We start from the raw sequence: 15,029 nt of genomic DNA, 5'->3' as shown, positions 1-15,029 counted from the left end.
AGAAGTAGTCAATTTTTTTCAAAAAAAACATATTCGATTAAGAATTATTAAAAGCAAGAGTTACAACAGATTAAGAATGAACAAGAGAAGTATGAAGAGCGCGGGGGATATCTCAAAAAGGGGGAATGCAGCTTAAAGAACAGTGCCACTTTACGCCGATGGAAAGCGCAGCATTTGAGAGACTTTCGGTTTTAACGGCATCTCCAGGAGATCACCCAAACATCTTGAATATAAACTCTTGCGGGAAATCCTTGTCGGGAATACATATAATAGGATCACCTTCGCCCCAATCAAGGATTGCCCATGGATATAGATTTTCACCATTTTCGCAATGTTTACTCGACTAACACCTGGGCTTTGCAGAACGCTAAACTCTTGCCACGAAATCGACTGACGGTGGTCTCTGCCGACGAGCAGGCAGCGGGACGGGGCAGACAGGCCAATAAATGGGAATCGCCCGCTTTCTTAAACCTATACGCCACTTTCTGCTTATTCCTGCCCATGCGCCAGGACATCCCTAATCTTCCACAAATTCTCGCGCTTGCAGCGATCGAAATTTTAAAAGGAGAAGGGCTTGAGCCCCGGATTAAGTGGCCCAACGATATTTACGTCGGGAACAAAAAAATCGGAGGCATCCTAAGCGAAACGCTGGATTTCGGCGGCGAACGGTTCATCGCCATTGGCCTCGGGCTGAATGTGAATATGCCAAAAGAGAATCTGGCCGCAATTCCCAGTCCGGCAACCTCTCTTTTGAATGAGCTTCAAAAAGAGTTTTCCGTCGATGAGATCTTAAAAAAGATCACGCATCAGTTTAATGCCTACGTCGAAATTTTCATTGAAAAAGGATTTGGGCATTTTCTTGATCAGTTCAAAAGGAATATGATCCTGAACCAAAAAATTCAGTTCAAAGACAGCAACCGCAAGCTATACGAGGGCAAGGGAATGGATATATCCGCTGACGGATCCCTGAAACTGCTGCTCGAAAACGGCGACGTCAAGGTGTTTCAAAGCGGTGAGTTGATCGAAGGAAAGGGTAAAAAGCTGACGTAGTGCCAAAGCACAGACACCGAAAGTATCTGAAATCCCCAATTTTGAGACACTTTCGGTTTAGGCCCATTCAACAAACAAATCATCCGATTTCAATAGCAGCCCACTCTCTAAATCCTACCGGTGACAAAGCGACCCCCGTTAACCGGGTATCTTGTTTTCTGAATTGACTCCCCTAAAGAGCTGACGAAAAGGAACAAGAGCGATAAAAAGTCCCTATTTCGAAGCCATGAAGTCCACATCAGGTATGACAATCAGCCCCTTGAATACCTTACGGCGAAGCGTATCCTGGATATAGGAGAGCGTGGTGCCGATCGATGAGTAGCAGGAGGTGCAAGCCCCCTGATAGCTGATGATCACTTCCCGATCGTTTAAAAAATTAATCACCTCAACACCTCCGGCATCAAGAGCTATATAGGGCCTGACGTCCTCATCGAGCACTTTTTCAATCACGGAGATTTTCTCTTTAAGGGAAAGTTGCTCGAAGCCGGGATATCCTTCGCCGGTGCTATCAGACGCCTCCTTAGGAACAGGCGGAGCGGTATAGCCGACGGGAAGAGGAATATCCATGCAGCGCTCTTTCGCCTGGCGGATCGCCTCGATAACGAGGCTAATGAAGGGCAATGCCTCGTTAGGCAAGGCAGGCTCGCCGGTCTTATCACTGAAATGGGCGTCGATCAGCTCTCCGCTGATCCTTCCCGCTTGATCGTAGTTTTTTCCCACCATGATATCGACAGCCGCTTCGGCGGCCCCGATGAGCGCCGTCTGGCCAAAAAGCTGATACCTGGCGTCGACAATCTGGCCGTCTTGCTTATCGACCAAGAGGAAGAGGGCGATCGCGTTGCCCTCCTTGACGCTGCCTGCCTCTCCGACTGCAAGACGCAAGGCCCTTTCCGATGCACTCCTCTCATCGAAAAGACCGCAGGAGCGTGGATTTAAAATCCTCTGCTGGATTTTCTTGCTGTAGCGATACCAAGGATAGGGTTCGTTTGCTCGTAAGGCCATCTAAACACCTGTGAAATAGCGGGAAAGCCCGCGCAATTTTTCAACCGACTTCTTAAGGGCTTGAGCCGCCGCCTGAGCGTCGTCCTCAGTCGAGTAGCGTGAAAAGGAGAAGCTTAAAGCAGAAAGAGCCTTCTCCGGGGGAAATCCGCTCTCTATGAGCGTAGCGCTCAAGGGAAGGAACGGCCCTCCCCCCATGCTCGCAAAAACATCGAGACTGTTGAGGTGATAGAGCAAAACTTCACTGGCCACGCCGGGAAAAGCAATCGTGGTGACGTGTGGCAGGCGGACAGTATCAAGAAATAGCACTTCAGATCCCGGTATGGAAGCTAGCACCTCGTCTTCGAAAAAGACCCTGATCCTGGCAATTTCCGTGGACAGATAGTCCTTAGCTTCAGAAAGAGTCTTTGCGGCAACCCCAAGCCCCGATAAAAGTGCCAGACTGAATGCCCCGCCGCGCAATCCGCTTTGCTCTCCTCCCCCTAAGATGAGAGGTGCCGTCCTGACCGCTTTCTTCAAAAGTAAACCGCCTGTCCCCTGAGGGGCGTGCAGAGGCTCCCCCCTGAATGTGACAAAAGAGAGGCCAGGATGGTTTAGATTCAAGGGAACTCTGCCGATGGCGTGCGTCACATCGAGATGGAAAAAGATAGCCCTTTCATGACATAGGGAAGCAATCTCGTCTACAGGGTTGACCACGCCGGTAAGACCGTGGGCAGCACCGAGCGACATCAAAATCGTTCGGGGAGTGATCGCCGCTTCCAAAGCCTTAACAGAAACAGCCCCATCCCTCCCTGGAGGGACAATTTTATAGGAGCAGCCCAGCTCCTCCATCCTCTTCATGGAAGAGAGATGCGCAACCTCGTCAGCCGAAGAGAGGATGATATGGTTGCGGCCAGACTCCTGGATATAGGTAAAAAACATCCCCAGCATCACCTGGTTGATTGCCTCTTCTCCTGAAGATGTGAAGACGAAAGAGTCCTCTTTGTCAGCATCCAAAAGGGCATGGATCGCGCCCAAACTCTCACGGACAACGCTCCAGCCGACCTGACCGACCCGGTGAGGAGACTCGAGCGCTCCAAAGCGCTCGCCAAGCCAAGGTATCATCTCGGCTATCGTCTCCTTGGAAGGCTGCGCGCTCACGCTGTTGTCAAGGTATGTCCCTTCACCCATTTTGCAACTCTTTTTTGGTAAAAACGCCTTCGTTGTATTCATAGAGAAGCGGCGATCCGGTGGCGAGCTCTAAGCTGACAACCTCTTCTTGGCTTAAGCCCTCCAGATCCATGATGATGGAGCGCAGCGAATTGCCGTGAGCTGAGACAAATACGTTCTTCCCCTGTCTCAGAAAAGGGACTATCGTCTCTTCAAAGTAGGGAATGGTTCTCGCCGCTGTCATCTCCAGGCTCTCTCCCGATGGGGGAGGAGTAGCGTAGCTGCGCCTCCAGATTTTGACCTGGTCTTTTCCAAATTTCTCCGCCGTCTCGGCCTTATTGAGACCCTGCAGCTCGCCATACATTCTCTCGTTGAGACGCCAGCTTTTGTATACCGGAATTGTGTGGCTTTCAGCTTGCGGCGAGTAGATTTTCCCCCACTTTTCCAAATCGCCCTCGCCTTCATGGAGGAAAACAGGAACCTTTTTGCCAACATGCTTGAGCATAGCGAGTGCCAGAGTCATCTGCGCCCTGATCAGGGTCGAAGTGAAGATCACATCAATCGGGATATCCTTGATCAGCTCTCCTGCCTTAAGGGCCTCTTCAACTCCTTTGGATGAAAGGGGAACATCAACCCAGCCGGTAAACTGATTCTGCCGGTTCCACTCCGACTCTCCATGACGCAGCATGATTAATAGCGCCATTCAACACCCCCTGATTTAAGAGACTTTCCACAACCTGAACTCGTATGACTTGCTTGCCGAAGGCTTGCAAAAATTTAGTTTTAGCGAACGAACAAAACGACTGCCGATCGATTCATCTACCTAATATTAGGTGACTTACAATCCCCTAATCTAAAAAACTGTCCACAAAGCCCCAACGCTAAACTAAAATGAGCTTTCAGTACACGCTCTCTTACTTGTCGCCCCCTTACGATAACCTCTTTTTTAAACCGAGACAAGCTGAAAATCGGTTGAAAAAATGACCTGATCTGTAAGGCAACCGTTGATTTCGGCACGCGTTCATCGAGCCGTCTCGTGGGCTTTGCCGCTTGGACCAAGAGTGTCTCGAAATTGGGGATTTAGCACATGCCCGGCCTAGCGACGCACCCCCAAATTCAGTCTTCTGTCGAGTAGAAATTTTGAATGCCGTGAGGCAACTTCACCACCCACTCCGGGAACAGGGAAAACCAGCATGATTTTGCGATTGAATATTAACACTCAATCGAATAAAATATTTTTTTCTAAAATTACAAATTATAACAAATTTCATTTCATGGACACATTACGTTTAAATTTAGCGCTCGCCAAAAGCGGCGTTGCCTCCCGTAGAAAATGCGATGAACTCATCTTCGCCGGCAGGGTCACGGTCAACGGAAAAGTAGCGGACAACCCCGGCATTCGGGTTAGCGAAACCGACAGGATCGCGGTCAACGGGCGGAGTGTCAGGGTTAAAAAGACACAGTACTATTTCCTCCTCAACAAACCGAAAGGCTATGTCTGCAGCGCAAAACCTGCCAACGGCCAGAACAGCGTCCTAACCCTTTTCAAGGACGTCAGAGAGCGCCTGTTCACGGTCGGAAGGCTTGATAAGGAGACTACCGGTCTGATTCTGGTGACCAATGATGGTGATTTTGCCAACCGCGTCATGCACCCCTCCTTCGGAATTCAAAAGGAGTACCTGGCCAAGGTTTGGCAGGAGATCACCGACGTTCACCTGAAGACACTGATGGAGGGCATCGAAATGGAAGGCGTCCTTCTGAAGCCGGTTCGAGTCACCAAAGTTCGCAAAGGGACTTTGAAGATCACGGTAATGGAAGGAAAGAAGCGCGAAGTCAGGGAGATGGTAGCCCACGCAGGCCTCGACCTATTTGACCTAAAGCGGATCCGTATCGGCGGACTGCACCTCGGTACCCTATCTGAAGGCGTTTACAGAAATTTGACCGAAAGCGAAAAAAACAGCCTGTTTGGGACGAAACAGCAAAGGCTGAAAGGGCAGGAATAATGGCAAAGAGAAAACGGATTGAAACCGACATCGAAGAGATAATGCCCCTCTTGATTGGCATCTGGAGAAAAATGTTTAAGCTCTCCGGCCCTCCTGACGAGCTGCAAACACGAGAATTCCGCTCCTTCGTAGCCAATGTAAAATCGCTTTACGAAGCAGAGAGCAAAGAACAGGAGGGCTCCTTAAGCCAAGCGCTGCAAAGCAGAGACCTTTTGGGCGCCTATTTCCTCTACTTCTGGCCGCTCCGTTATCTTGAAGCGATGCACCTGCTCGGAGAACTCCCAAAGACAGGATACTCGGCGCTGGACTTAAGCGTCGGCCCATCCCCTTTCGCTTTTGCAGCCTTGAAGCACGGCTATTTGGACGTCACTTCCATCGGTTCGAATGAGGGAGCTTTGAATCTGACTGCAGAAGCAGCAGGCCGCTATGGCTATCCCCTCCAGATCCGCAATGAGCTTGCGCGTTTCAAGACAGGATCCAAGCGCTACGACCTCATTACCCTCAGCTACACTTTGCTTGACCTCTATCCGTCAGACTCCCTTGCCCACAGCGAAAAAAGAAAGGAGCTCGTCCTTGATCTGCTCAACTCCTTAACACCTGAGGGCTACCTGTTGATTGTGGATGGATCGACGGAGAAGAAAAACAAAAAGATCTTAGAGTTAAGGGACCAGATCGTCGAAGGCGGCTACAGCATCCAGGCGCCCTGTATCTATCAGGGAAGATGCCCGGCCCTTGCCAATAAAAACATCTGTTTTGCCCAAAGAGAGCTGCAAAAACCTTATCTGATCCAAGAAGCGCAGCGCTCAGGCCGCATCAACATGAATTCCCTTAAGATGTCCTACCTGATAGTGAGAAGCAAAGAGGCTTCTCTTCCCGATATACAAAAAGACCTCTACCGTATTATCAGCCCTCCTTTTGAGGAAAGAGGTAAAAAAACTTACTATCTTTGCGGCAAAGGGGGAAGAAAGAAGCTTACTTCCTCACTGGAAACAGCAACTAAAGAGACCCGGGCTTTTGAGTTCATCAAAAGAGGCGAAGCCATTGAAATTCAGGGCGCGCAAGTCGAGGGAAACACTTTTGTGCTGAACGAAATGAGTAAGCTGAGAGTAGCGGCCCCCCTCTCCAAACCGCTCCTAGCGCAAGAAGGGGAAGAGCACTCCTAAGAAGTAAGACTCCGTCTACCATTTCCTTTATCGAAAGCACCTTGAAATTTGGCATGAGGCTTTTAAGAAAAGCTCGGGATTGAAAGATTGCAAGTCACCTGATAGAAATATGAGCGACTTGTAATCTTCCAATCTTGAGGTGCTTTCTCTTTGCCAAAAACCAAATTTTGAGACAATTTCGGCATATCGCAGGCACACCCTAACGGTTAAGCGGGACGATGAAAGAAAAAAACGAGCAAAGCATTCTAAAAGACCGACCTAAAGACTCTCCTGTCTCTGATCCGGCTCAAGTGCTCGAATCGGCCCTCTTAGCCCTGTCCTCCCTATCAAAAGAAAGTCCGCAAGATAAAAACGCGTTTCAAGGCAGCTCGATGGCTATCAGGGAAGTCAAGGATGCCGTCGTCAGTTTTTTCAAAGGAAAGCCCTTCGATGTGTGTGTAAGGGATTTTTTCAGCGGCTCGAATATCCTTTTGGAAGCTGTCGAAACAATCAAACGCTACTACCCGCTGATCGAAAAATTCAAAGAGGGCACTCCCAGGGAAAAAAACTTAGCTGCCTTCGCCCTGGAGACAATTCAAAAGCACAATAAAATTGTCGAAAGACGACGGCACATGAACTTTGCCGAAAAAGCGACGGGCTTCATCTTCAAAACCCTGGGAATGGAAAAGAAGCGTCCGCTCGATTCCAAGATCATAATTCCTGTTCAGACAAGCTTTCAGACCAAAGAAGACAAAGAATCATCCCCTGCCACCCTTTTCACCAAAAGTGTTTTGACCCCTATTGCCGAAGAGCCTCATTCCGCCTCCAGCCCGACCAAATCGGAAAGGGACATGTTCAGGATGAAAGCGATCATGCTCTTGAAGCAGCATAACCTCTCCGTCAAAATGATCGAAGGAGCCTCTGAAGAAGTCGCAGGAGAGGGTCCTTCAGAAGGAATTATCTCCTTCCGTCAATTCATCTCCACACTGCCCGGAGAAGAGATCGAGCTCACAGGCCAGTTCAAGCGTCTTGGAGGAAAGGTAAAAAGGAGCATTCCGCTCATTGAAACGTTCAGGCTGCAGGCAAAATCGCATCAGACAGGCTTCCCTCATCCGCTCCAGCTTGCCGGCTTTGCGTTTTCCGACTCCCTCTTTCCTGCCTGCCCCTTACGACCTGAGGCTATTCCTGATTTTTATCGCATCCACAAAAAGATGGAGGAGGCCGCCGTTGCCCTCCTGCCCAAAGGCAGGCTGAACGAGGCAGCCAAAGAGAATCTCTGCCTGAAAATCAACGCTTTCAACGAAGGCAAAGACGACTATATAGAACTCCACCTGTTGCTTGCGACAGCCTTCCGTAAAATCAGGACGGATCCGTCGTCCTATGTGAATGAGGCGCCTGGCCTGTTTTTTTCTTCTGTGGGAAGATCTAAAGACCCATTCTCCGAAATCGCTTCTGCCTACGAAAGGTTCAACGATCTTTTCATTAAAGAGCAGAAAAAACGCCTCTATGAAAAGCACATCTCTCTTTTCTCGGTTGCCGATAGCAGGGAAAGGAAAGAAGCTTTGACCAAAGCCTATCGAGAGGGATTTTATAAGGGGATCGAGAAGCTTAACGAGGAATCCTCTTCCTCCGAGAAAAGAGCGTATATCCTCTATCTCGCAGCGCTTTTCGAAGAGTCGATTCTGTCCCTGTTTCTTCAGGAACTTTCAGAAGTCGCCGGTTTTGACCCTCAGCTCCTGTCGGAGGGAGACCGCATCATCCAGGCTGCCCTCTTCAACCAATTCGATCAATTCTACCAAGAGATCAACAACCCCCTGAAGTCGAAACAAGAGGCGGCACACTGCCTTGAGAATAATTTAAAAGAAGCCATCGACCTTTTCGAAAGAGGCATCAACGGCACCCCGCCCCTCGCCAAACTGATTCAAGAGATGGAGACGTATTACCTCTCAAGAAAAGGAGAGGCCACCTCTCATCTACAATCCTAGGGCGCGCCCTAGGCACCGAGAGAAGAGGCCTCTCTTTCACGCCGGCTGCAGCTAATCAGATGGAAAGCCGCGGACATACAGATGACACTGCTAACACCCATCACCCCGAATGCGCCGATGAACGGAAAAATCGCGCTCCCAAGAGCCGGAGCGATCATTCCCCGAATCCCCACAGTCGCGACATTGATACTGGTAAATAGCGAGCTGTCTTCATCCCTGGAGAATATCGGTCCCGACAAGTTCCAACTTAAATTGCTGCCGGCCTGCATCACTCCATAGGCGATATAGCCGAGGTATAGCCAGATAATTCCTCCGTTGGCCAACATCAGGAGAAGAGGAAAAATAGCCAGGGAGAAGGTGACCAGGCTGGTGAACAGAAAGATATCAATCCGCCCGATCAAACGAGCCAAAATTGGGGATGCCAGGGCAAAGCCGATCCCTTTGCAAACGGTAAACGCCAACGCAAACTCTGTGTAGGACAGATTTAGCACATCCACAAAAAAGATAGGCAATGTAGGCTGCAAAATCATCAGACCGCTGCCTGCCAGCATAAACGCTATCTGAAAATGCATAAAATCCGGCCGGCTTTTGATTAATCCCCAAGCCTTCTTCCATGGATCGGTCAGCGGCTTCAGCGCTCCCTTTTCTTCGGATGGCGGTGCTGTTCTCCCCCCTTCCGGAATCGGGATTTTCGACTGGAAATAGAGGGCAAAGAGGGAGATAAATGCCGCCAGGGGAAAAATCCAGCGCCAGGCTTGAAAATAGCCATCCAGCACAAGGGCAACCGAAGATGCCACCAAGGCATCGCCGATATAGCCGATGGATGAGCCCCAGGCAAAGACCTTATCGCGCGTGATTCCCGGAATATTGATTTTGAGAATTTCCATCCAGGCCGGCTGCACACCTCTTGCCAGGCTCATGTGAAAGCCGAAAGCTGCTATCACAAGCCAGGTGTTTTCTATCCAGGGGAAAAAAAAGAAAGGCAGATGCCTTAGCACCCCACCCACCATGACATTGGATAAAAGCCTGTCTCGCCTCTCGGTAATGGCGTGGCTCCAGTACATGGAGAACAGGGAGGAGAGCGGTTTTAGTGCAATCACGACAGCGAGCTGAAAGGGCGTGGCTCCCAGATCTTTGTACAAAATGATAAACAGCATGTTGAACAGCGCCCAGAAAGGGGTATCCAAAACGCGGGTCCAAAGAAAGGCGCGTTGGGTCACATAGGCGCTATCTGCTAGATCTTTCATCATAAGGTACGTCTTTGCAACAGGATTACCACATACCGAAATTATCTCAAAAATTGGGATTTTGGCTTTGAGAAAACCTCGGGTAGGTGATTTTGTAATCTTTCAATCTCGGAGAGCGTTCTCTTTGCCAAAAACCAAATTTTGAAACAATTTTGGTGTAATCCCGGTTGAATAAAAAAGTATACCTCAAAAGCCGGGCATTTTCATCAAAAAGATTACATAAACCCATCTAAATGAAAACTTTCCGTGAACCCACCCCATCGGGATCCATGCCGGCTCAGGCCATTGATTCAATTGAAATTTTAATTCACCAATCAACTCTTGAGCTGCAGGGACCCTTTGCCCGGGCGGAAATAATCGGTACCATAGCGCAAGTTTCTATCCCTGATCTCATCGATTTTTCCCTCTACGCTCTCTTGAACCGCCACCCGGAAAATCCGATCACGGAGCTCAACAATCATCCGCCCCCTCATCTCGGCAGAGGCAGGATCGGCATTTTTTTGCCGCATTGAATCGAAGGCATATTTCAATCCACTCCTTAGAGTCTGTCTTAACCCTGCACCCAAAATATTCATGTTCCCTCACAGATTATACCGAAAGCGAATCAAAATTTGGTCTTTGGCATGAGGAGCCAAAGACCAAATTTCGCGGCACTTTCGGTATGCTTCAGGGTTTGATCGCTCCGATCAGGGTAGTTAGCCTGTCGGGCGATAAACTTAAGATCAAGAGCAGCACTCCCGCCAGACAGGCAAAAGCGAAAGAAAGGGAGCACTCTGGCCTGATTCTAACCTGATCGACAGCGCCTTTAAAAAGTAGAAGGACAAGCCGGAAATAGTAGTATGAAGAGATCACTGTCAGAATAAGCGCCAGCACCATGAGCCAGATGAGCCCTTTCGTATAGGCCACCTTGAACAGTATAAATTTGGCGAAAAACCCGACAAAGGGAGGAAACCCTGCCAGCACAAGAAGAGAGAGGGCAAAAGCGAGCGCTATCCATGGGCTCCTTTTAAACAGTCCCTGCACGCTCTCAAAAGGAATATCCCCATCGCCGGCGTCCATGGCGGTGAAAAGCGAAAAGACGCCCAGGGTTGCTACCGAATAGACGGTAAGATAAAAGGCGAGAGCTTCAAAAGCTCCCCCCTCTCCCGCTGCGGCGATTGCAATCAGCATGAATCCGGAGTGGGATATGCCTGAGTAGGCAAAAAAGCGACGGAATGCTCTCTGCCTGATCGCCAATATGTTGCCATAAAGAAGAGTGATCGCGGCCGCAAGAGCGATCATCGTACTAAAAACGGGATCAAAACCCGGTATCGTGATTAAGAAGACTCTGGCCAATCCAGCGAACGCCCCTGCCTTGGATCCGACCGCTAAAAAGGCGGTAACCGGCGTTGCCGCTCCGGCATAAACATCCGGAGCCCAGAAATGGAAAGGGACAACCGCGGCCTTGAACAAAAGTCCTAAAGCAAACAAGGCGGATCCCGAAATAAAGAGAACACGCGATGGCGCATCGGTCAGTGCTCCGTATTTCTCAAGCAGCCCCTCAAACCGGGTGGTGCCTGTCGCGCCGTAGATGAGCGCCACTCCGAAAATTAAGAAAGCTGTCGCCATTGATCCTAAAAGAAAGAATTTAATCGCCGCCTCATGAGTTTTGCTCCAGGTCTTCATGTAGGCAACGAGGACGTAGAGCGCAAGGGATAGAATTTCCAGCCCCAAAAATAGGGTGAGAAAATCAGCTGAGGCTCCAATGAGGATAAGGCCGATTAATGAGGATAGGAGCAAAAAGGCGTATTCCCCATGGCTCTCTGTTCGCTGTTTGAAAAAGGAGGCGGAAATCAGGGCGATCACCGCACCGACAACAAGAAAGAATGAGGTGAAAAATTGCGCGGGGGAGTCGGATACAATAAAGGCGCTAATGTACGGGTGGGTGGGTTCGGGTGCCAAGTAAGAGGATATCAGCGCTGCGATGATTGAAAGAAACGCGATAGGAAAAGCGCTTTTTCTGGAAAATTTAGGAGACAGGCTCTCGATCACAATCAGGACAAGTCCAGATAAAAGCAATATGGCCATCGGAGAGAGGCTTAAATAGTCTTGAAGTGCAGGGTTCGTGTTCATCGTTTCTCCATCGTGCGCGAAGAGGAGACCATTTTTGACGCCTCATCTGTCAGTTTCAACATCGGGGACGGGTATATTCCAACCAGCAAAATCACAAAGATTAGAGGAGCGGCCAATGCCAGTTCCTTCTTCCCGATGTCCAGCCAGCCATTTTTGAAAAGGCTCGGTGTTGAGAAAAAGGATCTTTGAATCCAGCCCAGCATGTACATCGCCGATAAAATAATGCTGAGTCCCAGAATGAACGCGGCTCCATGACTCTTCAGAAAAAGTCCGTACAAAATGATCAACTCCCCTACAAAATTATTCGTCCCCGGCAAAGCGACGGAAGAGAGCGCGAAAAACAGCGTCAGCCATGCAAGCATCGGCATATACTTGGCAAGGCCTGACTCAAGGCCTATTGTCGTACGGCCAATCCTCTCGGCAAGCCAGCCGCCGGCCAAAAACATGCCGGTGATGGTGATTCCATGGTTGAAGGCCTGCAGAATCGAGCCCGAGATCGCTTCGGGATTGAACACAAAAAGTCCTGCCAGCACAAAATTGACGTGCGAAAAACTGGAATAGGCGATCAGACGCTTAAAATCAGACTGAGCCCAAGCCGTGAGCCCTCCCCAGAGAACACCGATAATGGCCAGTGAAAGAAGGACTGGAGAGGCTTCTTGAAGCTGTTTAGGAAAGATTTCTAGACCGACCCGCATCAGTCCGTAAATGCCGCCTTTCGATAAAATGGCCGCAAGGAGAATGGAACCGGCAAAAGGAGCTTCAGTATAAGCGGCAGGAAGCCAGCCATGAAAGGGGAAAAGGGGTGTCTTGACAGCAAAAGCCAAAAGAAAAATGGCAAAGAGCCATGTCGCGTGTGGCAGAGTGGAGCCAATCCCCGCCAGTTTATCCATATCGAAAGTTCCGCTCCCCAAGGCTGCCAAGGAAGCAAAGTAAAGGGCCACAATGGCCGCAATCATCAGACAGGAGCCGGCGATCATGTAGAGGATAAACTGAAACGCCGCCTCTTCCTTTTTTCCCCCTCCCCACAGAGAGATGATAAGAAACAAGGGGAAGAGCATCGCCTCGAAAAAGAGGGTAAAAAGTAGCAAATCCCGGGCAAGGAAAAAACCGATCAGAAGCCCCTCTAAAAGGAGCACCAGGCCAAAGAAAAATGGACTGTCCATCTCCTTGTTCCCGCTTGGAGTAGAGAGCAGGCTTAGGGGAATAACAATAGCCGTCAAAAGCAGAAAGACTAAAGAGAGGGAGTCGATCGCCAGATAGAAATCAAGCCCGAGGGATGGAATCCAGGACACTTTGAGGGAAGAGTGCAGCGCCTTTTGTCCAAAGACAATCAGCCACAAGAGGGGAAAAAGGCTGAAAGCGAATGAAGTCAGCTTGAGTTTTTTTTCTTTGAGGGGAGACAAAAAAACCAAGACAGCCATGAGAAAGGGAACTAAAAGTAAAAGCATGAGCTGCATTGAAAAGTCTCCTTAAAAAAACAATATCCAGCTCATGGCAAAAAGTCCAAGAGCCATCCAGGCAATATACGATCTGATTTGACCGGAAGCTGCCCTCTGCAACAGATGAGACGCTCCGGATACTCCATCGGCCGCCAGCTGGATCGAACCTTGAAAAAATTTAGGATCGAAAACACCGGAAATCAAAAAGGCTAAAGCTTTCAGGGGCGCGATAATAAAAATCACAGAGAGTTCGTCTATATAAAACGCCTTTTTCAAAAGCACAATCTGTCCCTTAAAGCGGTCGCGATATTTCGTATACATGACCCAAGAGAGGACGAAACCGACAAGTCCCATAAACACCGATATCATCATCTCGGAAGAGAAATGGAACCCGGTGCTGGCCACCCTGTCTTGTAAAGTAACATCCGACTCCTGCAGAAAAATTTCCAGCAGGGGAGCTTTCTTGAGAGAAAAGCCCAGGAGTCCCCCTGTAATCGTCAGAAAAGCCAGGACAGTGACAGGGATCAGCATGACCGCTGGCGCCTCCTTAACTTCAGACGCTTCACGAACATCCATGTTGCTCTTGCCCTTGAATGTCAGGCAATAAGCCCGCGTCAGGTAGAAGGCTGTCAGTGTCGATACCAACAGGCCGATCGCCGTCAGATAGGCGTGGCCGGCCTTCATTTCCTCTTCAAGTATGAGGTCTTTACTGAAAAAAGCGGCGAAAGGAGCTATGCCCGACAGACCCAAAACCCCGATAAAAAAGAGTATGTGCGTTTTGTTGAACTGCCTCGAGAGTCCACCCATTTTATCCATCTCGGTGACACCGTGCATCATGTGAACGACATTTCCGGCAGACAAAAAGAGAAGGGCTTTCACAAACGCGTGCATCGTGAGGTGAAACATTGCCGCATAAAATGAGCCGACGCTGCATGCCAAAAACATCAATCCCAGCTGGCTTACTGTAGAATAAGCAAGGACCCTTTTTAAATCGGTCTGTCCAATTGCTGAAAGGGCAGCAAAGAGCGAAGTGCCGATTCCCACATAGCCGACAATGGCAAGAGTATTCGGAGCGAGGAGGTAGACGCAATGAAACCTTGTCAGCAGAAAGACTCCTGCTGTCACCATAGTGGCAGCGTGGATCAGGGCGGAAACCGGAGTCGGGCCTTCCATGGCGTCTGCCAGCCACACATGCAAAGGAACCTGCGCCGATTTTCCAATCGCACCGATGAAAAACAGTAATGTCATGGCCTCAATAACGGGAGCCCCTTGAGAATAGGTTTTCGGCAGGCTTTGGCAAATGTCCAAAACAACACCTGTTCCAAACGTCTGAAAAGTCAAAAGAAGTCCCAGCAAGAATCCCAGGTCTCCCACGCGGTTGACGATGAAAGCCTTTGTAGCAGCTTTTGCAGCCTTGGGACGGCTGTACCAAAACCCAATCAGCAGATAGGAGGCAAGCCCTACGCCTTCCCAACCGACAAACATCAAGAGAAGATGCCCTGAAAGCACCAGAAGAAGCATCGAGAAAATGAAAAAGTTAAGGAAGGCGAAAAAGCGCGCATAATCATCATCATGATCCATATAACCGGCAGAATAGACATGAATCAGAAAGCCAACTCCCGTCACAATCAAAGTCATCAAAAGTGAAAGCGGATCGATCAAAAGAAGAAAATCGGCATCGATGCCCTTGATCGGAATCCAAGAAAATAGAGTCACGGAGAACGGAGTTAAATCCTCGGTCTGATAGAAGAACAATAAGAGAGAGAAGAGTGCAAACGAAACACCCACCGTACTGCAGCCGACGACTGCCGCTGCAGTCCTCTTGATAAAAAAGGAGGTCGAGAGCAGCGAGATAAATCCCAGCAGAGGAAGAAAAAGAGCCGTCCAGATGATCAATTCCACG

The 15,029-nt window shown here is 49.4% G+C and carries 12 protein-coding genes; 4 read left to right on the top strand and 8 right to left on the bottom strand.

Annotated elements, in window-relative coordinates; genetic code table 11:
- Positions 1 to 303 precede the first annotated feature (303 nt).
- The gene (locus ELAC_RS08350) at positions 304 to 1,050 is read left to right on the top strand and encodes a biotin--[acetyl-CoA-carboxylase] ligase (RefSeq protein ID WP_098038825.1); all 747 of its coding nucleotides are present in this window, start codon (positions 304 to 306) and stop codon (positions 1,048 to 1,050) included.
- Between the two features lie 213 nt (positions 1,051 to 1,263).
- On the opposite strand, the gene ELAC_RS08345 is transcribed toward ELAC_RS08350, so the two are convergent.
- From ELAC_RS08345 to ELAC_RS08335, 3 genes are read right to left on the bottom strand one after another with little or no spacing between them, the layout of a single operon-like run.
- The gene (locus ELAC_RS08345; protein WP_098038824.1) at positions 1,264 to 2,052 is read right to left on the bottom strand and encodes a NifU family protein; all 789 of its coding nucleotides are present in this window, start codon (positions 2,050 to 2,052) and stop codon (positions 1,264 to 1,266) included.
- On the bottom strand, positions 2,053 to 3,219 hold the full coding sequence (locus ELAC_RS08340; RefSeq protein ID WP_158227851.1) for a cysteine desulfurase family protein: 1,167 nt from the start codon (positions 3,217 to 3,219) through the stop codon (positions 2,053 to 2,055). It lies immediately after the preceding gene.
- Complete coding sequence (locus ELAC_RS08335) at positions 3,212 to 3,901, bottom strand: 2,3-bisphosphoglycerate-dependent phosphoglycerate mutase (protein WP_098038822.1); 690 nt, start codon at positions 3,899 to 3,901, stop codon at positions 3,212 to 3,214. Before ELAC_RS08335 ends, ELAC_RS08340 begins: the two co-directional genes overlap by 8 nt.
- A 571-nt stretch (positions 3,902 to 4,472) precedes the next feature.
- Between ELAC_RS08335 and ELAC_RS08330 the strand changes: the two genes are divergently transcribed.
- From ELAC_RS08330 to ELAC_RS08320, 3 genes are all read left to right on the top strand, one after another.
- Positions 4,473 to 5,201, top strand: a complete 729-nt coding sequence (locus ELAC_RS08330) for a pseudouridine synthase (protein ID WP_098038993.1) — start codon at positions 4,473 to 4,475, stop codon at positions 5,199 to 5,201.
- The gene (locus ELAC_RS08325; protein WP_098038821.1) at positions 5,201 to 6,364 is read left to right on the top strand and encodes a small ribosomal subunit Rsm22 family protein; all 1,164 of its coding nucleotides are present in this window, start codon (positions 5,201 to 5,203) and stop codon (positions 6,362 to 6,364) included. The genes ELAC_RS08330 and ELAC_RS08325 overlap by 1 nt, the downstream gene beginning before the upstream one ends.
- Positions 6,365 to 6,582: 218 nt before the next feature.
- A complete protein-coding gene (locus ELAC_RS08320) occupies positions 6,583 to 8,328 on the top strand; it encodes a hypothetical protein (protein ID WP_098038820.1) in 1,746 nt (581 codons plus the stop codon).
- An 8-nt stretch (positions 8,329 to 8,336) separates the two neighbouring features.
- Here ELAC_RS08320 and ELAC_RS08315 read toward each other — a convergent pair whose 3' ends face one another.
- From ELAC_RS08315 to nuoL, 5 genes are all read right to left on the bottom strand, one after another.
- Positions 8,337 to 9,578, bottom strand: coding sequence for an MFS transporter (locus ELAC_RS08315; RefSeq protein WP_098038819.1), 1,242 nt, complete (start codon positions 9,576 to 9,578; stop codon positions 8,337 to 8,339).
- Between the two features lie 311 nt (positions 9,579 to 9,889).
- Positions 9,890 to 10,105 (bottom strand): hypothetical protein, encoded by a 216-nt coding sequence (locus tag ELAC_RS11640; protein ID WP_143406481.1) that lies wholly within the window; start codon positions 10,103 to 10,105, stop codon positions 9,890 to 9,892.
- Positions 10,106 to 10,241: 136 nt separating this feature from the next.
- The gene (locus ELAC_RS08300; RefSeq protein ID WP_098038816.1) at positions 10,242 to 11,687 is read right to left on the bottom strand and encodes an NADH-quinone oxidoreductase subunit N; all 1,446 of its coding nucleotides are present in this window, start codon (positions 11,685 to 11,687) and stop codon (positions 10,242 to 10,244) included.
- Complete coding sequence (locus ELAC_RS08295; protein WP_239414451.1) at positions 11,684 to 13,144, bottom strand: complex I subunit 4 family protein; 1,461 nt, start codon at positions 13,142 to 13,144, stop codon at positions 11,684 to 11,686. The genes ELAC_RS08300 and ELAC_RS08295 overlap by 4 nt, the downstream gene beginning before the upstream one ends.
- Positions 13,145 to 13,156: 12 nt before the next feature.
- Positions 13,157 to 15,028, bottom strand: a complete 1,872-nt coding sequence (nuoL, locus tag ELAC_RS08290; protein ID WP_098038815.1) for an NADH-quinone oxidoreductase subunit L — start codon at positions 15,026 to 15,028, stop codon at positions 13,157 to 13,159.
- Between the last annotated feature and the right edge of the window lies 1 nt (position 15,029).

The organism is Estrella lausannensis (genome assembly GCF_900000175.1).
GTDB classification, from domain to species: domain Bacteria; phylum Chlamydiota; class Chlamydiia; order Chlamydiales; family Criblamydiaceae; genus Estrella; species Estrella lausannensis.
Note: the sequence above shows the minus strand (reverse complement) of the source record. Positions and strands in the feature narration are given on the sequence as shown.

Excerpts from the sequence above, each read along its gene's own strand:
- ELAC_RS08350 (WP_098038825.1), top strand. The coding sequence starts at position 304 with ATGGATATAGATTTTCACCATTTTCGCAATGTTTACTCGACTAACACC.
- ELAC_RS08345 (WP_098038824.1), bottom strand. The coding sequence starts at position 2,052 with ATGGCCTTACGAGCAAACGAACCCTATCCTTGGTATCGCTACAGCAAG.
- ELAC_RS08340 (WP_158227851.1), bottom strand. The coding sequence starts at position 3,219 with ATGGGTGAAGGGACATACCTTGACAACAGCGTGAGCGCGCAGCCTTCC.
- ELAC_RS08335 (WP_098038822.1), bottom strand. The coding sequence starts at position 3,901 with ATGGCGCTATTAATCATGCTGCGTCATGGAGAGTCGGAGTGGAACCGG.
- ELAC_RS08330 (WP_098038993.1), top strand. The coding sequence starts at position 4,473 with ATGGACACATTACGTTTAAATTTAGCGCTCGCCAAAAGCGGCGTTGCC.
- ELAC_RS08325 (WP_098038821.1), top strand. The coding sequence starts at position 5,201 with ATGGCAAAGAGAAAACGGATTGAAACCGACATCGAAGAGATAATGCCC.
- ELAC_RS08320 (WP_098038820.1), top strand. The coding sequence starts at position 6,583 with ATGAAAGAAAAAAACGAGCAAAGCATTCTAAAAGACCGACCTAAAGAC.
- ELAC_RS08315 (WP_098038819.1), bottom strand. The coding sequence starts at position 9,578 with ATGATGAAAGATCTAGCAGATAGCGCCTATGTGACCCAACGCGCCTTT.
- ELAC_RS08300 (WP_098038816.1), bottom strand. The coding sequence starts at position 11,687 with ATGAACACGAACCCTGCACTTCAAGACTATTTAAGCCTCTCTCCGATG.
- ELAC_RS08295 (WP_239414451.1), bottom strand. The coding sequence starts at position 13,144 with ATGCAGCTCATGCTTTTACTTTTAGTTCCCTTTCTCATGGCTGTCTTG.